Annotated in this window: 15 protein-coding genes; 6 read left to right on the forward strand and 9 right to left on the reverse strand. The window is 62.8% G+C overall.

All coding sequences use genetic code 11. From position 1 onward, the window contains the following. Positions 1 to 147: 147 nt before the first annotated feature. The gene (gene glnE / locus FW789_RS23430) at positions 148 to 3,081 is read right to left on the reverse strand and encodes a bifunctional [glutamate--ammonia ligase]-adenylyl-L-tyrosine phosphorylase/[glutamate--ammonia-ligase] adenylyltransferase (RefSeq protein ID WP_186700471.1); all 2,934 of its coding nucleotides are present in this window, start codon (positions 3,079 to 3,081) and stop codon (positions 148 to 150) included. Positions 3,082 to 3,464: 383 nt separating this feature from the next. Between glnE and aceE the strand changes: the two genes are divergently transcribed. From aceE to FW789_RS23455, 5 genes are all read left to right on the forward strand, one after another. After that, positions 3,465 to 6,110: a pyruvate dehydrogenase (acetyl-transferring), homodimeric type gene (gene aceE, locus FW789_RS23435; RefSeq protein ID WP_103435242.1), complete on the forward strand. Its 2,646-nt coding sequence runs from the start codon at positions 3,465 to 3,467 to the stop codon at positions 6,108 to 6,110. Positions 6,111 to 6,123: 13 nt separating this feature from the next. Beyond that, positions 6,124 to 7,764, forward strand: a complete 1,641-nt coding sequence (gene aceF, locus FW789_RS23440) for a dihydrolipoyllysine-residue acetyltransferase (RefSeq protein ID WP_101322450.1) — start codon at positions 6,124 to 6,126, stop codon at positions 7,762 to 7,764. Positions 7,765 to 8,016: 252 nt separating this feature from the next. Beyond that, positions 8,017 to 10,710 (forward strand): putative bifunctional diguanylate cyclase/phosphodiesterase, encoded by a 2,694-nt coding sequence (locus FW789_RS23445; RefSeq protein ID WP_446432115.1) that lies wholly within the window; start codon positions 8,017 to 8,019, stop codon positions 10,708 to 10,710. A gap of 97 nt (positions 10,711 to 10,807) precedes the next feature. After that, positions 10,808 to 11,473, forward strand: a complete 666-nt coding sequence (gene msrA, locus FW789_RS23450; RefSeq protein WP_101322452.1) for a peptide-methionine (S)-S-oxide reductase MsrA — start codon at positions 10,808 to 10,810, stop codon at positions 11,471 to 11,473. 9 nt (positions 11,474 to 11,482) lie between these two features. Further along, positions 11,483 to 12,106, forward strand: coding sequence for a glutathione S-transferase (locus FW789_RS23455; RefSeq protein WP_446432116.1), 624 nt, complete (start codon positions 11,483 to 11,485; stop codon positions 12,104 to 12,106). Positions 12,107 to 12,212: 106 nt separating this feature from the next. On the opposite strand, the gene creD is transcribed toward FW789_RS23455, so the two are convergent. From creD to rloA2, 4 genes are all read right to left on the reverse strand, one after another. Further along, entirely contained in the window at positions 12,213 to 13,541 is a 1,329-nt protein-coding gene (gene creD, locus FW789_RS23460; protein WP_186700477.1) for a cell envelope integrity protein CreD, read from the reverse strand. A gap of 108 nt (positions 13,542 to 13,649) precedes the next feature. Then, the gene (creC, locus tag FW789_RS23465) at positions 13,650 to 15,083 is read right to left on the reverse strand and encodes a two-component system sensor histidine kinase CreC (RefSeq protein WP_186700479.1); all 1,434 of its coding nucleotides are present in this window, start codon (positions 15,081 to 15,083) and stop codon (positions 13,650 to 13,652) included. Further along, positions 15,083 to 15,763 (reverse strand): two-component system response regulator CreB, encoded by a 681-nt coding sequence (creB, locus tag FW789_RS23470; protein WP_103435247.1) that lies wholly within the window; start codon positions 15,761 to 15,763, stop codon positions 15,083 to 15,085. Before creB ends, creC begins: the two co-directional genes overlap by 1 nt. Positions 15,764 to 15,873: 110 nt before the next feature. Next, positions 15,874 to 16,380 carry a retropepsin-like aspartic peptidase RloA2 gene (gene rloA2, locus FW789_RS23475; protein ID WP_103435248.1) on the reverse strand — a complete coding sequence of 169 codons (507 nt, stop codon included), beginning with the start codon at positions 16,378 to 16,380 and terminating at the stop codon, positions 15,874 to 15,876. A 182-nt stretch (positions 16,381 to 16,562) separates the two neighbouring features. On the opposite strand from rloA2, the gene FW789_RS23480 reads away from it, so the two are divergent. Beyond that, positions 16,563 to 17,450, forward strand: a complete 888-nt coding sequence (locus FW789_RS23480) for an acyltransferase (protein ID WP_103435249.1) — start codon at positions 16,563 to 16,565, stop codon at positions 17,448 to 17,450. 31 nt (positions 17,451 to 17,481) lie between these two features. Here the strand turns inward: FW789_RS23480 and FW789_RS23485 are convergent, their stop codons facing one another. The 4 genes from FW789_RS23485 to FW789_RS23500 all read right to left on the reverse strand — a co-directional run bounded on the left by FW789_RS23485 (position 17,482) and on the right by FW789_RS23500 (position 21,161). Further along, positions 17,482 to 18,057 (reverse strand): DUF2780 domain-containing protein, encoded by a 576-nt coding sequence (locus tag FW789_RS23485; RefSeq protein ID WP_446432117.1) that lies wholly within the window; start codon positions 18,055 to 18,057, stop codon positions 17,482 to 17,484. A 107-nt stretch (positions 18,058 to 18,164) separates the two neighbouring features. Continuing rightward, positions 18,165 to 19,364, reverse strand: a complete 1,200-nt coding sequence (gene fdhA, locus FW789_RS23490; RefSeq protein WP_340612647.1) for a formaldehyde dehydrogenase, glutathione-independent — start codon at positions 19,362 to 19,364, stop codon at positions 18,165 to 18,167. 296 nt (positions 19,365 to 19,660) lie between these two features. Next, the gene (gene purU, locus FW789_RS23495) at positions 19,661 to 20,518 is read right to left on the reverse strand and encodes a formyltetrahydrofolate deformylase (RefSeq protein ID WP_446432118.1); all 858 of its coding nucleotides are present in this window, start codon (positions 20,516 to 20,518) and stop codon (positions 19,661 to 19,663) included. Between the two features lie 10 nt (positions 20,519 to 20,528). Continuing rightward, the gene (locus FW789_RS23500; protein ID WP_186700485.1) at positions 20,529 to 21,161 is read right to left on the reverse strand and encodes a sarcosine oxidase subunit gamma; all 633 of its coding nucleotides are present in this window, start codon (positions 21,159 to 21,161) and stop codon (positions 20,529 to 20,531) included. Positions 21,162 to 21,191: the final 30 nt, after the last annotated feature.

Raw genomic sequence — 21,191 nt, forward strand, 5'->3', positions numbered from 1 at the left:
ATATTCAGGCTAGGTGGGGTACAGTGTACCACTGGTGATTGACCAAGGCTTTTAGCGCCTAATTACGCAAAGAGCACGACCTCAGCAGCTCATAACCCTGTGGGAGCAGGCTTGCCCGCGAAGGGCCACGATGGCAGTGCCGGCAGTTCAGCTAAGGCCCAGCTGCGCCCAGATCCGCCGCACTTCGGCGCGCTCATTGGCGAACTGCGCGGCGTCGATTACCCCGGCCTGCTTCTGCAGGGCCTGGCGGTGCGAGGCCGAGCGAAACGCCTTGTACACTTCTCGCAGCAATATTGCATCGCTGGCCGGCACCAGCCCGGCCTGTTCCAGTTCTTCGAGGATGCGGATGTTGTCGGTCCAGCGCAGCAATGCCGGGTGCGCGTGCGACCAGGCCAGCGCCGCGTACTGGACCATGAACTCGATATCGACGATGCCGCCGGCGTCCTGTTTGATATCGAACGGCACGCCAGCCTCGAAGGCATTGCTGGCGGTGCCTGCCGCAGTCTGCTTGGTGCCCAGGCTGCCGCGCATCTTGGCACGCATCTCGCTGACCTCGGCGCGCAGCTTGTCCAGATCACGTGGCTGGCCGAGCACCTTCGCCCGCACCGCTTCAAACGCGCTCGCCACGTCCTTGCAGCCAACCAGCACCCGCGCCCGTACCAGCGCCTGATGCTCCCAGGTCCAGGCTTCCCCTTGCTGGTAACGCTCGAACGCACCGAGCGAGCTGACCAGCAAGCCGGCAGCGCCCGAGGGACGCAGGCGCATGTCGACGTCATACAGCTGGCCGGAGTTGGTCTGGGTGGTCAGCAGGTGAATGATGCGCTGGCCCAGACGGGTGTAGAACTGCGCGCTGTCGATCGGCTTGGCGCCGTCGGTTTCAGCCTGCGGGTCGCCGTCGTGGATGAACACCAGGTCGAGATCAGAGCCGTGGCCCAGCTCGATGCCGCCGACCTTGCCGTAACCGACGATGATGAAACCTGGATCACACAGGCTGCCATCGCTGCGTTTGGGCTGCCCGTGACGGGCCACGGTCTGGCGCCAGGCCAGGGCCAGCACCTGATCAAGAATCGCCTCGGCCAGCCAGGTCAGGTAGTCACTGACCTTCATCAATGGCAGGTTGCCGCTGATTTCCGAGGCAGCCACGCGCAGGCTGTGCGCCAGCTTGAAGTGGCGCAGGGCTTCCATCTGCTGCTCAAGGTCGTCTTCGGGTATGCGGGTCAGCCGCTCGCGTAGCTCGCTGGCCAATTCCGGCGCCAACGGCGGGCTGAACAGCCGGCCCTCATTGAGCAGCTCATCGAGCAGCAGCGGATAGCGGGCAATCTGTTCGGCGATCCACGGGCTGGCTGCGCACAGCGTCAGCAGGCGGCGCAGGGCACTTGGGTTCTCAGTCAGCAACACCAGATACGCCGAGCGCCGCGCCACCGCCTCGACCAGCGGCAGTACCCGCTCCAATACCAAGTCGGGATTGTCGTGTTCAACGGCCTGAGCTAGCAGGCGCGGGATAAACGCATCCAGACGTTCGCGGCCCAGGCGCTGCATCGAGCGCAGCTGCGGGCTGGCGCGCAGCCCGGTCAGGCGGCGCAAGGCATCGGCTGGCTGGCCGAAGCCGGCTTCTTCAAGCTGGCGGCAGGCGGCCTCTTCATCCTGGGCCTGCTCCCACAGCGGCGACCATTCGCCACCCACCACCAGTTCGCCCTCGGCCTCGTCTTCATCCGGGTCAGCGATGACCTGGCGGAAGTGCCAGTCGATGCGCCCGCGCCAGTACATCAATTGGGCATGGAAGCTGTCCCAGTCGGCAAAGCCGAGGATGAATGCCACCCGCGCCCGATCGATGTCGCTGTCGGGCAACATCTGCGTCTGCCGGTCGGCAATGGCCTGGATGGCGTGTTCGGTATAGCGCAGGAATTCATAGCCTTCGCGCAGCTCGGTAATCACTGCAGGCGGTAAATAGCCCTGCCCTTCAAGGGTGGCCAGCACCTTCAGCAGTGGCCGCTGCTGCAGGCTCAGGTCGCGCCCGCCATGGATCAGCTGGAAAGCCTGGGCGATGAACTCGACCTCGCGAATGCCACCGGCGCCCAGCTTGATGTTGTCGGCCATGCCCTTGCGCCGCACTTCCTGCTGAATCAGCTGCTTCATGGTGCGCAGCGCTTCGATTGCCGAGAAGTCCAGGTAGCGCCGGTAGACGAACGGCCGCAGCATCTCCTGCAACTGGGCGCCGGCAGCCTGATCTCCGGCGACTACCCGCGCCTTGATCATGGCGTAGCGTTCCCAGTCGCGGCCCTGGTCCTGGTAATACTGCTCCAGTGCATTGAACGACAGCACCAGCGCGCCGGCCGAGCCGTAGGGACGCAGGCGCATGTCGACGCGGAACACAAAGCCATCGACGGTGACCGGATCGAGTGCCTTGATCAGGCGCTGGCCGAGACGGGTGAAAAACTCCTGGTTGTCCAGCGAGCGCTTGACCCCCTCGGTCTCGCCGCCCTCGGCAAAGGCGAAGATCAGGTCGATGTCCGAAGACAGGTTCAGCTCGACCGCACCCAGCTTGCCCATGCCCAGCACGACCATGTGCTGCGCCTCGCCACTGCGGTTGCCGATCGGCGTGCCGAACTGCTGGCAATGCCGCGGGTACAGCCACTGGTAAGCCTGATCGATGCAGGCGTCGGCCATATCTGACAGGTCGCGGCAGGTTTCTCCCAGCGCGGCCTGGCGGGTAATGTCGCGCCAGATGATGCGCATCTGCTGACGGTTGCGGGCCCGGCGCAGGTTGCGCGCCAGCTCTTCTTCGCTCTGCGCCGCCTGGGCCACTGCGGCAATCCGCGCGGTCATCTCGCCCGGCGCATAGGCCTGCTCCAGATCACCGCTGGCCAGCAGCTCGAGCAACACACCTGGCTCGCGCTGAGCCTGATCGAAGATGAACTCGCTGGCTGCGGCCACCTGCTCGAACTGATGCCGGTGCTCGGCGCTCAACGTAGTCAGGCCTGGATCGACCTGATTGCTCAGCGCCTCGCTCAGCAGCTGTTGATTACGGGCGACCAGTGGTTGCAAGCCAGCGGGCAGATCGAGAGGCAAAGGCAGACGCATGGGCTATCCTTGATCGGCAACAAAGAGAGGGGTGTAATTGGCTACGGGGAAGCGGGACCACGGTTGAAGTGTCATACAAAAGTTGTAAATAGCTGAAATTAACGAATCATTGGCATTAAACATCAAGATCCACCCGCCTCAGCTACATCGCCAACCAACATGAACGTTTTTCCCCACAAGCCAGGGTGCGACCAAACGTCGCATTTCTGTAGTATTACTACTACCCCGACCGTGTAAAAGCATGAAATGCGAAAGCTTTTGTAGTAAAACTACACGGCGCCGGGTCACACTCCGGTAATCCAAGAATTCACGACGTCTGCCCATAAGGCCAGTCGCAAACTCAGGCAGCCGATTCTGGTTGCCTTTCCGCCCTGGAGCAAGCCATGCAAGACCTCGATCCAATCGAAACCCAGGAATGGCTGGATGCCCTGGAGTCGGTCCTCGACAAAGAAGGCGAAGACCGCGCTCATTACCTGATGACCCGTATGGGCGAGCTGGCCACCCGCAGTGGTTCCCAGCTGCCGTATGCCATCACCACGCCATACCGCAATACCATCCCTGTCACCCACGAAGCACGCATGCCTGGCGACCTGTTCATGGAACGCCGCATTCGCTCGTTGGTACGTTGGAACGCACTGGCCATGGTCATGCGCACCAACCTGAAGGATTCGGACCTGGGCGGACACATCTCGAGCTTTGCCTCCAGTGCCACCCTGTATGACATCGGCTTCAACTACTTCTTCCAGGCCCCGACCGACGAACACGGCGGCGACTTGATCTTCTTCCAGGGCCACGCCTCGCCTGGCGTCTACGCCCGTGCCTTCATGGAAGGCCGGATCAGCGAAGAGCAGATGAACAACTTCCGTCAGGAAGTCGATGGCAAAGGCCTGTCGTCCTACCCGCACCCATGGCTGATGCCTGATTTCTGGCAGTTCCCGACCGTTTCGATGGGTCTGGGCCCGATCCAGGCGATCTACCAGGCGCGCTTCATGAAGTACCTCGAAGCCCGCGGCTACATCCCGGCCGGCAAGCAAAAGGTCTGGTGCTTCATGGGCGACGGCGAGTGCGACGAGCCGGAATCCCTGGGCGCGATCTCCCTGGCTGGCCGCGAGAAGCTGGACAACCTGATCTTCGTCATCAACTGCAACCTGCAGCGCCTCGACGGCCCAGTGCGCGGTAACGGCAAGATCATCCAGGAACTCGAAGGCGTGTTCCGTGGCGGTGGCTGGAACGTCAACAAAGTGGTCTGGGGCCGTTTCTGGGACCCACTGCTGGCCAAGGACGTCGACGGTATCCTGCAACGTCGCATGGACGAAGTCATCGACGGCGAGTACCAGAACTACAAGGCCAAGGACGGCGCGTACGTCCGTCAGCACTTCTTCAACACTCCAGAGCTCAAGGCCATGGTCGAAGACCTGTCCGATGACGAGATCTGGAAGCTCAACCGTGGCGGCCACGACCCGTACAAGGTCTACGCGGCGTACCACCAGGCTGTGAACCACAAGGATCAGCCGACCGTCATCCTGGCCAAGACCATCAAGGGTTACGGTACCGGTGCTGGCGAAGCCAAGAACACCGCGCACAACACCAAGAAGGTCGACGTCGACAGCCTGCGTCACTTCCGTGATCGTTTCGACATCCCGGTCAAGGACGACGAGCTGGAGAACCTGCCGTTCTTCAAACCAGAAGAAGGCAGCGCCGAGGCCCGTTACCTGGCCGAGCGTCGCTCCGCCCTGGGTGGCTTCGTGCCACAGCGCCGCGCCAAGAGCATGAGCATCCCGACCCCGCCCCTGGAAACCCTCAAGGCTATCCTGGACGGTTCGGGCGACCGTGAAATCTCCACCACCATGGCCTTCGTGCGGATCCTCGCGCAGCTGGTCAAGGACAAAGAGATTGGCCAGCGCATCGTTCCGATCATCCCGGACGAAGCCCGTACCTTCGGTATGGAAGGCATGTTCCGCCAGCTGGGCATCTACTCGTCGGTCGGCCAGCTCTACGAGCCAGTCGACAAAGATCAGGTGATGTTCTACCGCGAAGACAAGAAAGGTCAGATTCTCGAAGAAGGCATCAACGAAGCCGGCGCCATGTCGTCGTTCATCGCTGCCGGTACTTCGTACTCGAACCACAACCAGCCGATGCTGCCGTTCTACATCTTCTACTCGATGTTCGGCTTCCAGCGTATCGGTGACCTGGCCTGGGCCGCCGGCGACAGCCGCACCCGTGGCTTCCTGATCGGCGGTACCGCCGGCCGTACCACCCTCAACGGTGAAGGCCTGCAGCACGAAGACGGTCATAGCCACCTGCTGGCCGGGACCATCCCGAACTGCCGCACCTACGATCCAACCTACGGCTATGAGCTGGCGGTGATCATTCAGGACGGCATGAAGAAGATGACCGAAGAGCAACAGGACATCTTCTACTACATCACCGTGATGAACGAATCCTACCAGCAGCCGGCAATCCCGGCCGGTGTCGAGGAAGGTATCGTCAAGGGCATGTACCTGCTCGAAGAAGACACCCGCGACGCGGCACACCACGTTCAGCTGATGGGCTCCGGCACCATCCTGCGTGAAGTCCGTGAAGCTGCGAAGATCCTGCGCGAAGAGTTCAACGTCGGTGCCGACGTGTGGAGCGTTACCAGCTTCAACGAACTGCGTCGCGACGGCCTCGCCGTAGAACGCGCCAACCGCCTCAAGCCTGGCCAGAAGCCACAGCAGACTTACGTCGAGCAGTGCCTGACCGGTCGCAAAGGCCCGGTTATCGCATCGACCGACTACATGAAGATTTTTGCCGAGCAGATCCGTCAGTGGGTGCCGAGCAAAGAGTTCAAAGTCCTGGGTACCGATGGTTTCGGTCGCAGCGACAGCCGCAAGAAGCTGCGTCACTTCTTCGAAGTTGACCGTCACTTCGTGGTGCTGGCTGCCCTGGAAGCCTTGGCTGACCGTGGCGAGATCGAACCGAAGGTGGTAGCTGATGCCATCGTCAAGTTCGGCATCGACCCGGACAAGCGCAACCCACTGGACTGCTGAGGAGTATTTTTAAGTGAGCGAACTCATTCGCGTACCTGACATCGGCAGCGGTGAAGGTGAAATCATCGAGCTGTTCGTCAAGGTTGGCGACCGCATCGAGGCTGACCAGAGCCTGCTGACCCTGGAGTCCGACAAGGCCTCCATGGAGATTCCGGCGCCTAAAGCCGGCATCGTCAAAGAGCTCAAGGTCAAGCTGGGCGATCGCCTGAAAGAAGGCGACGAACTGCTGGTTCTGGAAGCCGAGGGCGCTGCGGCGTCCGAGGCTCCGGCCGCTGCTGCGCCTGCCGCCGAACAACCGGCTGCCGCGCCTGCGCCAGCCGCCGAGGCTGCTCCTGCGCCGGCCGCAGCTCCTGCTGCTGCCACCGTGCAGGACATCCACGTGCCGGACATCGGCTCGTCGGGCAAGGCCAAGATCATCGAAGTACTGGTCAAGGCCGGCGACACCGTCGAAGCTGACCAGTCGCTGATCACCCTGGAGTCCGACAAGGCCTCCATGGAGATCCCTTCGCCTGCCGCTGGCGTGGTTGAAGAAGTGATCGCCAAGCTGGACGACGAAGTCGGCACCGGTGACCTGATCCTCAAGTTGAAGATCGCTGGCGCCGCACCTGCTGCGGCCCCTGCCCAGGCTGCTGCCGCACCGGCCAAGGCTGAGGCTGCTCCGGCTGCCGCACCTGCCGCCGCACCGGCTCCAGCTGCTGCACCGGCCCAGGCTGCTGCCCCGGCTGCTGCCAGCAACGCCAAGGTCCATGCCGGCCCTGCGGTACGTCAGCTGGCCCGTGAATTCGGTGTTGAGCTGGGCGCTGTTTCGGCTACTGGTCCGCACGGTCGCATCCTCAAGGAAGACGTGCAGGTCTACGTCAAGGCGATGATGCAGAAGGCCAAGGAAGCTCCGGCCGCCGCCGGTGCAACCGGTGGTGCTGGTATCCCGCCGATCCCGGTGGTCGACTTCAGCAAGTTCGGTGAAGTCGAAGAAGTGGCCATGACCCGCCTGATGCAGGTCGGCGCTGCCAACCTGCACCGCAGCTGGCTCAACGTGCCGCACGTGACTCAGTTCGATTCGGCTGACATCACCGAGCTGGAAGCCTTCCGTGTCGCGCAAAAAGCCGTAGCGGAAAAGGCCGGCGTCAAGCTGACCGTACTGCCGCTGCTGCTCAAGGCCTGCGCCCACCTGCTCAAGGAGCTGCCGGACTTCAACAGTTCGCTGGCACCAAGCGGCAAGGCAATCATCCGCAAGAAGTACGTCAACGTCGGTTTCGCCGTCGACACCCCGGATGGTCTGCTGGTCCCGGTCATCAAGAACGTTGACCAGAAGAGCCTGCTGCAACTGGCTGGCGAAGCTGCGGCACTGGCTGAAAAAGCCCGTACCAAAAAGCTTTCGGCCGACGAGATGCAGGGCGCCTGCTTCACCATCTCCAGCCTCGGTCACATTGGCGGCACTGGCTTCACGCCGATCGTCAACGCGCCGGAAGTGGCGATCTTGGGTGTATCCAAGGCAACTATCCAGCCAGTCTGGGATGGCAAGGCCTTCCAGCCCAAGCTGATGCTGCCGCTGTCGCTGTCGTACGATCACCGTGTGATCAACGGCGCCGCTGCTGCGCGTTTCACCAAGCGCCTGAGCGACTTGCTGGGTGATATCCGCACCATCCTGCTGTAATGCTGCAACTGCTGCCCCGGTACATGCCGGGGCAGCAGGCACCACTTTCGAGCTGCCACGCTCGTACCTCAACCCCGCCCCTGGCGGGGCTTTTTTTTGCCCGCAAAACTGCAACCGGCTGCAGAAACTCACGCCCCTGCCGATAAACTGCCAATAGCCCGGCATGGCCGCTTGCCAGCCTTCGGGACATGATGCAACCTTGCCAGATGCGCTGCCTGCCAGGCCCTGTCACCCTCTTCAAGCGAGTCTTCGATGAAAAGCCAACCCGATGCCGCGACCCGAGTGGCGGCCGAGGTCGTGACCCAGCTACCCGTGCCCTCGCGGCTGGGCATGCTGCGTTTCGAAAGGCTCAACGAAGCCAACTGGGCCATGCTCTACCTGGACCCCAACTGCGACCGCCAATTCGGCCTGCCTGCTGCTGAGCTGTGCGCGTTGGTCAGCTCGCCATATGCCAGCCTGATGGAGCCCGAAGCACGCTATCGCCTGCATGACGAGATCCAGCTGCAGCTGTCGCGCCGTGGTCATTACCGGGTGCGCTACACCCTGCACGTTGGCCCGGCGCCATTGCGTTTGCTCGAATGCGGCGAAGTCTACAAGCAGCATGGCCGGCAGCTGCTGCGCGGGTACCTGACAGTGCTGGATGATCACGCCGAAGACAGCATCAACATGACCGCCAGCGACCTGGAAACCCGCAACAACCGCCTGCAGATCGCCCTACAGCTGAACCAGCGTGCACAGCAGGAACAGCTCGAGCATCTGGAGCGGGTACGGGCCCAGCAAGACTTGATTCTGCGCCTGGCGCGGCAGCGCTACAGCGCCGACAACTCGCTGCTCGAAGCCGCCGAGCTGATCACCCGCAGCGCCTGTGAAATCTACAACGTCGACTGCTCGAGCATTTGGTACCTGCATGACCAGCAGCTGGAGCCGATTACCGCTTGGTACCGGCTTGACCAGGAGCATCGCCTACCGGTCCCGATCGACGCCAGCCAGTTCCCCGACTACATCGAAGCGCTGCATGCCAGCCGCGCCATCGACGCGCACAACGCCAGCCACGACCCGCGCACCCGCGACATGGCGCAGAGCCTGTTCCCGGCCTCCGACAACGCCATGCTCGACGCCAGTATCCGCGTCGACGGCCAGGTAGTCGGCGTGCTGTGCCTGGAGCAGACCGGCATGCCGCGGGCCTGGCAGTCGGATGAAATCGCTTTTGCCGGCGAGCTCGCCGACCAGTTCGCCCAGGTCATCACCAACCACAACCGGCGTACCGCTGCCAGCGCGTTGCACCTGTTCCAGCGGGCGGTCGAGCAGAGCGCCAGCGCCTTTTTGCTGGTCAACCGCGACGGCGTGGTCGAGTACGTCAACCCAAGTTTCACCGCGATCACCCAGTACAGCACCGATGAGGTCCAGGGCCATCGCCTGTCCGAACTGCCGGCCCTGGAAAACCTCAGCGAGCTGCTGTTCGATTCGCCGTCGAGCCTGGATATGGGCAACAGCTGGCAGGGCGAATTCAAGAGCCGGCGCAAGAACCTCGAACCTTACTGGGGTCAGCTGTCGATTTCCAAGGTGTACGGGGACAACCGCGAGTTGACCCACTACATCGGCATCTACGAAGACGTCACCCAGAGCAAGCTGGCTCAGCAGCGCATCGAGCGCCTGGCCTACACCGACAACCTGACCAACCTGGGCAACCGCCCGGCGTTCATTCGCAACCTCGATGAGCGCTTCAGCCGCGACAGCGCCAGTTCGCTGTGCCTGCTGCTGGTCGACATCGACAACTTCAAGCGGATCAACGACAGCCTTGGCCACCAGACCGGCGACAAGCTGCTGGTGAGCCTGGCCCGACGCCTGCGCAACAGTCTGACCGTCGGCGGCATCCTTGCGCGCTTTGCCAGTAACGAATTTGCCGTGCTGCTCGACCACACCAGCCTGGAGGGCGGCCAGAGCATTGCCCTGCAACTGCTGCGCACCCTCGACAAGCCGATGTTCGTCGACAACCAGCTGATCAACGTCACCGCCTCGGTCGGCCTGGCCTGCGCGCCGCTGCACGGCAGCGACCCGCAGACCCTGATGAAAAACGCCGGCCTCGCCCTGCACAAGGCCAAGGCCAACGGCAAGCATCAGGTGCAGGTGTTCACCGAAGTGCTCAACGCCGAAGCCAGCTACAAGCTGTTCGTCGAGAACAACCTGCGCCGCGCCCTGACCCAGAACGAGCTGGAGGTGTTCTACCAGCCCAAGCTGTGCCTGCGCAGCGGGCGCCTGCTCGGGCTGGAGGCGCTGCTGCGCTGGAACCACCCGGAGCGCGGCATGATCCGCCCGGATCAGTTCATCAGTGTGGCCGAAGAAACCGGCCTGATCATCCCTATCGGCAAGTGGGTGGTGCGCCAGTCGTGCCGCATGAGCCTTGAACTGAGCGCCGCTGGCCTGGGTGACCTGCACGTCGCCATCAACCTTTCGCCCAAGCAGTTTTCCGACCCGGAGCTGGTCAGCTCGATCGGCTCGATCATCAGGGAAGAAGGCCTGCCTTCGCACTTGCTGGAACTGGAGCTGACCGAAGGCTTGCTGCTTGAGGCGACCGAAGACACCCACCGCCAGCTGATCGAACTGAAGGCGTTGGGGCTGACCCTGGCGATGGATGACTTTGGTACCGGCTATTCGTCGCTGAGCTACCTGAAGAAATTCCCGATCGACATCATCAAGATCGACCGCAGCTTCATCAACGAAATCCCGGACAACCAGGACGACATGGAAATCACCTCGGCGGTGGTGGCCATGGCTCACAACCTCAAGCTCAAGGTAGTTGCCGAGGGTATCGAGACCCCTGCGCAGCTGGCTTTCCTGCGCCGCCATCGTTGTGACGTCGGCCAGGGCTACCTGTTCGATCGACCAATCCCCGGCCGCGAACTGGTTGAGCGCCTCAAGCGCTACCCGCGCGGACCAGTGGCCTGACAGCGCGCTCAGTCTCGGGCACTATACAAGTCATTCGGGCTGCAGCAGCGCGCTGACGGCCCCTGCCTACATCTACTGAATATACAGAGGAGCGGCCATGGTCCTGCGTTCGGAAATCCTGGTGAACAAAAACGTCCTGCCTACTGCGGAACAGGCCCTGCCTGGCCGCGAGACGCCGATGAGCCTGCCCGAGATGCATTACGTCTTCAACGAGACGCCGCTGCTTGGGCCGTTCTTTCAGAACGTCGATTTCGCCATCTTTGGCCTGGGTTGCTTCTGGGGCGCCGAGCGCCGCTTCTGGCAGCGCGAAGGCGTGGTCAGCACGGTGGTCGGCTATGCCGGCGGCTTCACCCCGAACCCAACCTACGAAGAAGTCTGCTCGGGCCTGACCGGCCACACCGAAGTGGTGCTGGTCGTGTTCGACAAGGACAAGGTCAGCTATCAGGAGCTGCTGGCGATGTTCTGGGAGCTGCACAATCCGACCCAGGGCATGCGTCAGGGCAACGACGTCGGCACCCAGTACCGTTCGGCGATCTTCTGCACCAGTCCCGAGCAGCTCGAGCAAGCCAACGCGAGCAAAGCGGCCTACCAGGCTGAGCTGGACAAGGCCGGCTTTGGCCCGATCACCACCGAGATCGAGCAGGCGCCAACGGTGTACTTCGCCGAGGCCTACCACCAGCAATATCTGGCCAAGAACCCCAACGGCTATTGCGGCATCGCTGGCACCGGCGTGTGCCTGCCGCCCAGCCTGCAAGGCAACTGAGGCCCGGCCATGAGCACGATGACCCTGTTCCACTCGCCGCTGTCGCCGTTCGTGCGCAAGGTCATGGTGGTGCTGCACGAAACCGGGCAACTGCCGCGGGTACAGTTGCAGGCAGTGAATATCAGCCCGGTGGCTGGCGACGAGCAACTCAACCAGGACAACCCGATCGGCAAGATTCCGGCCCTGCGCCTGGAAGACGGCACTGTGCTGCATGACAGCCGGGTGATCTGCGAGTACCTCGACAGCCAGCACGTCGGCACCCCGCTGATCCCGCGTGAGGGCTCGGCCCGCTGGCGCCGGCTGACCCTGGCGGCGCAGGCCGACGCGATCATGGATGCGGCGGTATCGAGCCGCTACGAGAGCTTCCTGCGCCCGCAGGACAAGCGCTGGGATGGCTGGCTCGAAGCGCAGAGCGAGAAGATCCGCCGCAGCCTGGCCAACCTGGAGCAGGAGCATCTGGCCGAGCTGATCTCCGGGTTCGACATGGTCGCCATCGGCGTCGCCTGCGCGCTGGGTTATCTGGACCTGCGCCAGCCTGAGTTCGGCTGGCGTGAGTGCCAGCCCGGCCTGGCGGCCTGGTACGCCGAAGTGTCGCAGCGGCCTTCGCTGCGCGCCACTGCGCCAGCTGCCTGACTGACGGCAAAAGGGGCCGCAATGCGGCCCCTCTTTCAGCGCTGGCCTGGCGCAAACAGCAGGCCGATCTGCAGCGCCAGCCGGCGCCCCAGCTCACGTTCCTCCCTCATGCCGACCTCCCCACCCGCGACCAGTCCAGGCGTCGGGTCAGGACCATGAATACGCCGAGCAAGCCAAAGCACAGCAGCGAGCCCATCAACAGCGCGTAGTCCTCGGCGCTGAGCAGCGCGAACAACATCGCGTAGAGCACCGCCAACCCGCCAGCGAAGCCCAACCCGCGCCAGACACTGCGCAGCACGTGGCTGAGGTAGAAGCCGATCAGCAGCACACAAGCCGACGCCGACAAACCATAGGCAGCGCCAAAGCCCAGGTGCTCGGACAGTGACAGCAACAGCAGGTAGAAGAACGCCAACGCCACGCCTACCAGCACGTACTGCACCGGGTGCACGCTGAGGTTTTTCAGCACCTCGAAGAGGAAGAATCCGGCAAAGGTCAGAGCAATGAACAGCAGCGCATATTTGATCGCCCGCTCGCTCTTGAGGTACTGGTCGACCGGGTCGACAAAGCTCACGCCAAAGGTGCGCTGCTTGTACTCGCTACAGTCGGCGACCGTCGCACACTGGCGCAGGGCATCTTCCAGGTTGGTGGCAAAGAACGAGGTCTGCCAGTGGGCCTTGAAGCCCTCACCGCTGATCTCGCGCCGGCTTGGCAAGTAACTGCCGACAAAGCTTGGGTGCGGCCAGTTGGCCTGCATGTCGACACTGCTGCTGCGCCCGATCGGCAGCACGTACAGCTGCCCGGTGCCTTGCAGGGCAAGCTCGAAGCCATAGGTGAACTCACGCGCCTGCTGGCCATCGAACTGCGGCAACGGCACGTGCACACCGCCACGCATCCAGTCCAGACCAGTACCTGCAGCGAAAGGCAGGCGTTGATCATCCAGCTGCAGTTCCAGGTTGCTCTCGATGCCGCGGATGTCGCTGATGCCGACCACCAGGAACGGCTTGTCGAAACGGTAGTCCTCATAGTCCTTGTCGATGCCCCAACGCTGGGGCAGCTTGAACCGCCCGGCTATCTGGCTCTTGGCGTGGAACAGCCGCGCCTGATAGATGCCGCGGGCGCGCAGTTCGGTATCGATGTTGATGTCAGCGTCGAACGTCTCCGGCAGGAAGTACAGCTGGCCGTTAACGGTGACCGTCTCCTGTACGCTCTGGCCGTCCTTGTCGATCCAGCGCCGCTCGTACTTGCGGTACGGCACCACCAGCAGTGGGCCGGAGATCAGCTGATCGAAGCTGGAGCTCTGAGCGATGTCGGCCAGCACATTGTCGCGCAGGTTCTGCCGGTCCTCGATCAGGCCACCGATCATCAGCAGCGGTATCAACAGCAGCAACATCAGCAAGGCGATCATGCCGAGCTTGAAACTCAGGGTCTTGTTCATGGGTGGGGGCTCCGTTGGCGATGGGCACAGTCTGTGCCGCACCTGTGGAGCCAGCAGGGAGCCAATGTGGAGATTGCGTGGAGATACTGTGGTGAGCGCCTCGGTAATTCAACAGATGCGCCGCAGCGGCAGCAACAACCTCACCCGCACGCCGCCCTCGACGTTATCCACCGCCAACTCGCCACCATGCAGCTGCATCACCTCTGCGACAAAATTCAGCCCCAGACCGCTGCTCTTGCGCCCACTGCCGGGTCGCGGCAGCGAATAGAAGCGCTCGCTGACGCGCCCTATCGCGTATTGCGGAATTGCCTCACCCTGGTTGAACAGGCTCAACGCGACGCGTTCGCCGCCCTGCTCCAGCTCGAACAGCAACGCCCCACCCGCCGGGGTGAAGTCCAGTGCATTCTCGAGCAGGTTGGCCAACGCCTGGCGCATCAGGTACGGATCACAACGCAACCGCACCGCCGCCGGCACGCGCTGGCGCACCTGCAAGCCAGCGCTGTCGATACGCGCTGCGTGGGCCAGCAGCAACTCGTCGACCAGCGCCGCCAGCGCCACCTCCTGCTCATCCTCCAGAGCCTGCATCTGCTCGACCTGGGCGAGATTCAGCAAGCGTTCGATCATCTGCTGCAAGCGCCCGCTCTCACGTTCGATATTGCTGGCAAAACGCAGCCGCTGCTCGGCGGGCATGTCGCCCTGCAGCAGCTCGGAGGCGCCACGAATCGCCGCCAGCGGGCTTTTCAGCTCGTGGGTCAGGGTATGCACATAGCGCTCGACATAGGCCTTGCCGGCAAGCTCGGTGCGCATCCGCTCGACTGCGGTGGCGAGTTGCTCGAGCTCGCCGCCCTTGTAATGCGGCAACGCCGCGCGCTGACCCTCGCTGACCGCCTGGGCGTAGTGGGTGAGCCTGCGCAGCGAGCGCGCCAGCCACCACGACAACAGCGCACCGACCAGCAGGCCGAGGATGATCAAGCCCAGGCCAAGATTGAGCAGGCGCCGCTCGGCGCGGTCGATGTACGGCTGCAGCGAGCTGTTGGGCTTGGCCACGGTGACCACGCCGATGATCTTGCCGGCATCCATGATCGGCGCCGCGACGTGCATCACCGAGGTGCTTTCGTCATCCGGATCGCTGCGTGAAGAGCGCGCACCGTATTGCCCGTGCAAAGTCAGGTAGACGTCGTTCCAGCGTGAGTAATCCTTGCCCAGATCGACCCCGGCCGAGTCGAGCAGGACGATGCCATTGGCGTCGGTCACGTAGATGCGGTGGCTGACCTGATTCTTCGCCAGCCCCCAGATCTGCGCACCGGGGCGGCGTTGGCCGTATGATTCAAGCAACTGCGGCAAGCGGCTCTGGCCAAGGGTCCCGGCCTTGACGTCGTCGTGGAGGATCTCCGCCAGCAGGTTGGCAGTGTCGACCAGAGTTTCTTCGGAAGCCTGGCGCACCACCGGGCGGATCTGCTCACGCACGGTATTGAGCAGAAAATAGCCAGCCAGCCCGACAAACAGGAAGTACACCAGAAAGATCCGAATACCCAGGCGCATCAGGCGTGTTCCGGGCTGTAGCTGTAGCCCAGGCCGCGGTGGGTCTGGATCGGCTCGGCGTCAGCGGCGACCTGGCGCAGCTTGGCGCGCAGGCTCTTGATATGACTGTCGATGGTGCGCTCGTAGCCAGCGTCCCCCGCTACCCCCAGCGCGTCGAGCAACTGCTCGCGGCTGAACACCCGCTGCGGCTGCTCAAGCAAGCACTGCAGCAGGCGAAACTCGTGACGGGTCAGGGCCAGGCTGAAACCACGGTAAACGATCTGCATGCGCAGCGTGTCGACCTGAAACAGCGTCGCCACAGCGGGCGTTTCGCTGCGCGGCGCCATGCGCTTGAGGATCGCCCGCACCCGCGCCGCCACTTCCCGCGGGCTGAACGGCTTGACCACGTAGTCGTCGGCACCGATTTCCAGGCCCAGCACGCGGTCTATTTCAGCGTCACGGGCACTCAGGAACATCACCGGCACTTCGCTGAAACGGCGTAACTGGCGACAGGTTTCAAAGCCACTGATATCGGGCAGGCCGATGTCCAGAATTACCAGGTCTGCTGGCAGCAGGCGCTGGCGCTCGACCGCAGCGCTGCCGAGCGAAACCCACTCGGTGCTGTGGCCATCGGCCTGCAGGGCATAGATCAGGGTATCGGCAATCGCCGATTCGTCTTCAACAATAAGAATGTGGGCCACGGTCTGGCTGCAAGCCTCAAGCGGTGAGCTTCAAGACGAAGCGGATGGCGTGAACTTACACCGATCCGCTCGCACTTGCAGCTTGCCTTTGCCTGGCCGTGGGCGGCGCCTCAGCAGCCAGGCTTGCCTGCGGTGTATCTACGCGCCGGGTTGACCGCCGCCTTGAACTCACGCAACGCCTTGGCACCGATCAACAGCGGATAGTTGAAGCTGCTGCGGTCGGTCAGGTTGACCTCGACGGTGCGCTTCTCGCCGCCCAGGCACAGCTCCAGATCGACTACCGGGCGCTTGGCGGCCTCAGCAGTTTCGCCCTCTTCTTCGTCTTCATCGGCACGCGCCTTGATCTTGCTGATGCGCGCGACCTTGTGCTCGTAGACCTTGCCATCGGCATCCTTGGTCGCCAGGCGGAAGCGCACCCAGTCTTCGCCGTCGCGGGTAAACCGCTCGATATCCTTGGCCGACAGCGACGCGGTCAGGGCTCCGGTGTCCATCTTCGCCTTCAACGTCTGGCCGCCGATTTCCGGCAGCGAGATGTACTCGTAACGGCCATAAAGGGTCGGCTCGGCGGCCATGACCGGCAGGGCGAGCAACGACAACAGGGCAAGCATCGATTTCACAGGGCAGGCATCCTAAATACAAGACAGTGCTTAGACTGCAACAACGGGATAGGTTCGTTGCCCGAGCTTACTCAACATAATGTGAAACATTTGTCTGGCCCTGCTGATCTAGGAAGTTTGGCGTAGGCGTTTAGCGCATTTATCATTGCAGCCTGCCAATTTCATACAACAAGAGTGTTTTTATGCGTCGCCTGCTGACCGGGATCGTTACCGGCCTTTTGCTCCTGCTCAACACGGTGGTGATGATCTGCCCATTGATGGTGTTTGCCCTGCTCAAGCTGGTACTGCCCGGGCGCGGCCGCGACTACGCCTCGGCCGCCGTGATGTGGTTCGCCGAGAGCTGGTCGGCCATCGACAAGGCAATCTTTGCCCTGTGCGTGCCGACCCAGTGGGACGTGCGTGGAGTCGATACCCTGCGCACCGACACCTCCTACCTGTGCGTCAGCAACCACCAGAGCTGGGTGGACATCCCGGCGTTGATCGAAAGCCTTAACCGGCGCGTGCCGTTCTTCAAGTTCTTCCTGAAAAAGGAGCTGATCTGGGTGCCACTGCTGGGCCTGGCCTGGTGGGGTCTGGACTACCCGTTCATGAAGCGTTACAGCAAGGCGTTTCTGGAGAAGCACCCGGAGCTCAAAGGCAAGGATCTGGAAATTACCAAGGCCGCCTGCGAACTGTTCAAGCGTCAGCCGGTGACCGTGGTCAACTACCTCGAAGGCACCCGTTTCACCGAAGCCAAGCGCCGCGAACAGCAATCGCCGTTCAAGCACCTGCTCAAGCCCAAAGCCGGCGGCGTGGCGTTTGTGCTGGCAGCGCTGGGTGAGCAGCTCGATGCGCTGCTGGACGTGACCATCGTCTACCCCGGCAACAAGGCACCGGGCTTCTGGGACTTGCTCAACGGCAGCGTCAGCCGGGTGATCATCCACATTCAGGTGCACGAGCTGGACCCGAGCCTGTGGGATGGCGACTACGAGAACGACCCGCTGTTCCGCCAGCGCGTGCAGGCTTGGGTCAATCAGCTGTGGCTGGACAAGGACCAGCGCATCGAGCAACTGCGCGCCGAGCTGGCCTGACCCCGGCGCACTTGCCGGGGCCGATTGCGGTTCAGATCGACGGTGGGGTGGCCACCGCAGGCGAGCCCCACAGGCTGCCCAGGTTCTGCAGCAGCGAGCCGGCCAGGCCTTGCTGGCCGAGGTACTGCAGGATCAGCGGGGCAAACTGGCCGATCATGCCGGTATCCATACCCAGCGCCTTGAAGGCGTCATTGAGGTCGTTGCGGTTCTCGACGTTGCCGCCCAGAGCGTTGTTCAGGCCGGATTGATTGTCGCCACCGTTGCCCAGCAGGCCGCCCAAACCACCCAGACCGCCAAGTGCGTTAGCCCCGGCGAGCAGATCCAATCCGGGTACAGCCTGAGTCAACTGGCCGTAGTCGGCAGTGCTGAGGTTGTTGCGGGCCAGGCCCAGCATTGCTCCTGCGCCGCCGATGGCTTGTTCGGGGGTGATGTTCAGTTGGATGCCGAGGGTGTTGAGCAGGTTGGCCGATTCGGCGGGGGCCTGCACCTTGCCCTGTTGAGTGGGGGTCTGCATGGCCGACACGGCGTTGGCGGCGTCATTGAGGTTGAAGGCGAACGCCGGGCTTGCAGCCAGGGTCATCAGGGTTGCCAGGGTGAGCGCTTTCATCGGGGGGACCTCGTCGGCCGGGATGGCCTGGGAAACGAGGCATTGGACTGGGGTTTTTGGGGTTTGTTCCGGGGTGGAAATCGGGGCCGCAGAGCGGCCCCAAAGAATCACGCAGCGCTGAAGGTCTTGTGCGGATCGATGACGAATTTCTTCGGCACGCCAGCATCGAACTCGCCGTATCCTTCCGGCGCCTGGTCGAGGCTGATCACCTGCACCCCCACCACCTCGGCGATGTTGATCCGGTCCCACATGATCGCCTGCATCAACTGGCGGTTGTACTTCATGGTAGGGGTCTGGCCGGTGTGGAAGCTGTGCGACTTGGCCCAGCCCAGGCCAAAGCGGATGCTCAGTGCGCCGATCTTGGCCGCTGCGTCCACTGCACCCGGATCTTCGGTGACATACAGGCCGGGGATACCGATGTTGCCGGCGACACGGGTAACCTGCATCAGCGAGTTGAGGACTGTCGCCGGTGCTTCGTGCTTGGCCCCTTCGTGGCCGTGACCGCGCGCCTCGAAACCTACCGCATCGACGGCACAGTCCACTTCCGGCTCGCCAAGGATGTCGATGATCTGTTCATGCAGCGGGGTGTCCTTGGACAGATCGACCACCTCGAAGCCCTGTGACTTGGCATGAGCCAGGCGCAGCGGGTTCAAGTCGCCGACGATTACGCAGGCGGCGCCCAGCAGGCGTGCCGACGCTGCAGCGGCCAGACCGACCGGGCCGGCGCCTGCCACGTAGACAGTACTGCCCGGGCCGACGCCGGCGGTGACTGCACCGTGGTAGCCGGTGGGCAGAATGTCCGACAGGCAGGTCAGGTCACGGATCTTCTCCATGGCCTTGTCGCGATCGGGCAGTTTCAGCAGGTTGAAGTCGGCGTAGGGCACCAGCACGTACTCCGCCTGGCCGCCGGTCCAGTCACCCATGTCGACATAACCGTAGGCGCCGCCGGCACGTGCCGGGTTGACGGTCAGGCATACACCGGTGTGCATTTCCTTGCAGGAACGGCAGCGTCCGCACGCGACGTTGAACGGAACCGAGACCAGGTCGCCGATCTTCATGCGCTCGACATCACTACCCATCTCGATGATTTCGCCGGTGATTTCATGGCCGAGTACCAGGCCCACCTGGGCGGTGGTGCGGCCACGAACCATGTGCTGGTCTGAGCCGCAGATGTTGGTGGAGACCACCTTGAGGATCACGCCGTGCTCGATTTTCTTGCCGCGCGGGTCCTGCATTTTTGGGTAGTCAATGTTCCGCACCTCGACTTTGCCGCCACCGAGATACACCACTCCACGGTTACCAGACATGCTCTTACCTCGCTTGATTTGTACTTATGCAGCGTTGGTTGAAGCGCCGCCATCCATGGGCGGCATGTACTACTGGAATGAGGGAATTGTGGGCTTGTGGGCGCCGGCGGTTGTGACTGGAAACGACAGTGGCTTGTCAGCGGGCGCCAGGTAGGGGTTGAGATAGCTGGGGGCGCTTTGCGCCCCTTTCGCGACACGAGGCCGCTCCTAAAGGGGACCGCGTCGGCCCAGGCTATGCGGTCCTTTGTAGGAGCGGCCCTGTGTCGCGAAAGGGCTGCGCAGCAGCCCCAGCAATCTCAGAGCACTACCGTCCGATTGGCGTTGAGAAACACCCGCCGCTCGATGTGATAACCCACCGCCCGGGCCAAGGTCAGCCCTTCGATATCGCGGCCTTTGGCAATCAGGTCTTCAGGGTAGTGGCTGTGGTCCACCACCTCGACGCCCTGGGCAATGATCGGCCCTTCATCAAGGTCGTTGTTGATGTAGTGCGCGGTGGCACCGACCATCTTCACGCCCTTGTTGTACGCCTGGTGATAAGGCTTGGCGCCCTTGAAACCTGGCAGCAGCGAGTGATGAATATTGATCGCCCAGCCATCCAGACGCCGGCACAGCTCAGGCGACAGCACCTGCATGTAGCGCGCCAGGATCACCAGCTCGGCACCACTGTCTTCGATCACCTTGAGCACCTTGCGCTCTTGCGCCGGTTTGTCGTTGGGGTCGAGGGCGAAGTGGTAGTAAGGGATCTTGTGCCACTGCGCCAGCGGTTCGAGATCGGGGTGGTTGGAGATCACCGCGACCACCTCCATGCCCAGCTGGCCGATGCGCTGGCGATACAGCAAGTCGTTGAGGCAGTGATCGGCCTTGGACACCATGATCACCACCTTGGGCCGGTGATTGGGTGCGGTCAGCTCGAAGGTCATACCAAACGCATCGCTGCGCTCGGCCAGGCCATCACGAAAACCCGACTCATCGAAATCATCTGGCTGGCGGAACTCGACGCGAATGAAGAAGCGCCCCGACAGCCGATCATCGAAGGAGTGGTGCTCGGTGACATAGCAACGCTGCTCGTAGAGAAACCGCGTCACCACATCGACAGTGCCGAGCATGCTCGGGCAGTCGGCGGTGAGAATCCAGGTATCCGGTGCCCGACTCATGTAACTCTCCTTAGGCTTCGATGCTCAGGCCGTATTCAGCCGAGGCGTCCTGCAGCCACATCCACCAGTAATCGGCGAAGCTGCGGCGAATCACCAGTTCCCAGGTGTCTTCACCGGTGCGGCGGATCACCAACTGCGACTTGGCGAACACCGTGCCGACCGCCTTGCCCACCGGGAAGTTGTTTGGATGTACATCATAGCTGGTGGATTTCATCAGCACGTCGCGCACGTTGGCGCCCTGCAGCTCGAGCAGGGTCTGCCCGCCGCTGACGTTGACCACCTGAATGTGCAAGCCCGCGAGGGCGTTGCGCAGTTGCTGCTCGACCGCAAACTCCTGCCCGCCCGGGACGATCAGCAGCCACTCATCCGGGCCAACCCATTGCAGCGAGGTCTCGCCCTTGGCGACCACGGTCAGGGCTACCGGCAGCTCCAGGCCGAGTGCCTTGTGTACACCGCTGGCAAAGGCCGGATCATGGCCGTCGCCACGCAAGGTCAGATGACCGAGCAGTTTTTTCTCGCGCAGGGTCACGCCTGCGTTGTTGCGGCCCTTGCCCACCAAGCTGGCGAGGTCTGCATGGTGCAGCGGCGTCTGGGCCTTGGCCTCGGCGCCGGGGTTTTGCTGGAAGACGTTGATAGCGCTCATTGTTACCTGCCTTGAATTCTTGTGTTCAGG

This window comes from Pseudomonas sp. 1121_17, assembly GCF_052850745.1.

Excerpts from the sequence above, each read along its gene's own strand:
- glnE (WP_186700471.1), bottom strand. The coding sequence starts at position 3,081 with ATGCGTCTGCCTTTGCCTCTCGATCTGCCCGCTGGCTTGCAACCACTG.
- aceE (WP_103435242.1), top strand. The coding sequence starts at position 3,465 with ATGCAAGACCTCGATCCAATCGAAACCCAGGAATGGCTGGATGCCCTG.
- FW789_RS23445 (WP_446432115.1), top strand. The coding sequence starts at position 8,017 with ATGAAAAGCCAACCCGATGCCGCGACCCGAGTGGCGGCCGAGGTCGTG.
- msrA (WP_101322452.1), top strand. The coding sequence starts at position 10,808 with ATGGTCCTGCGTTCGGAAATCCTGGTGAACAAAAACGTCCTGCCTACT.
- FW789_RS23455 (WP_446432116.1), top strand. The coding sequence starts at position 11,483 with ATGAGCACGATGACCCTGTTCCACTCGCCGCTGTCGCCGTTCGTGCGC.
- creD (WP_186700477.1), bottom strand. The coding sequence starts at position 13,541 with ATGAACAAGACCCTGAGTTTCAAGCTCGGCATGATCGCCTTGCTGATG.
- creC (WP_186700479.1), bottom strand. The coding sequence starts at position 15,083 with ATGCGCCTGGGTATTCGGATCTTTCTGGTGTACTTCCTGTTTGTCGGG.
- FW789_RS23480 (WP_103435249.1), top strand. The coding sequence starts at position 16,563 with ATGCGTCGCCTGCTGACCGGGATCGTTACCGGCCTTTTGCTCCTGCTC.
- FW789_RS23485 (WP_446432117.1), bottom strand. The coding sequence starts at position 18,057 with ATGAAAGCGCTCACCCTGGCAACCCTGATGACCCTGGCTGCAAGCCCG.
- fdhA (WP_340612647.1), bottom strand. The coding sequence starts at position 19,364 with ATGTCTGGTAACCGTGGAGTGGTGTATCTCGGTGGCGGCAAAGTCGAG.
- purU (WP_446432118.1), bottom strand. The coding sequence starts at position 20,518 with ATGAGTCGGGCACCGGATACCTGGATTCTCACCGCCGACTGCCCGAGC.
- FW789_RS23500 (WP_186700485.1), bottom strand. The coding sequence starts at position 21,161 with ATGAGCGCTATCAACGTCTTCCAGCAAAACCCCGGCGCCGAGGCCAAG.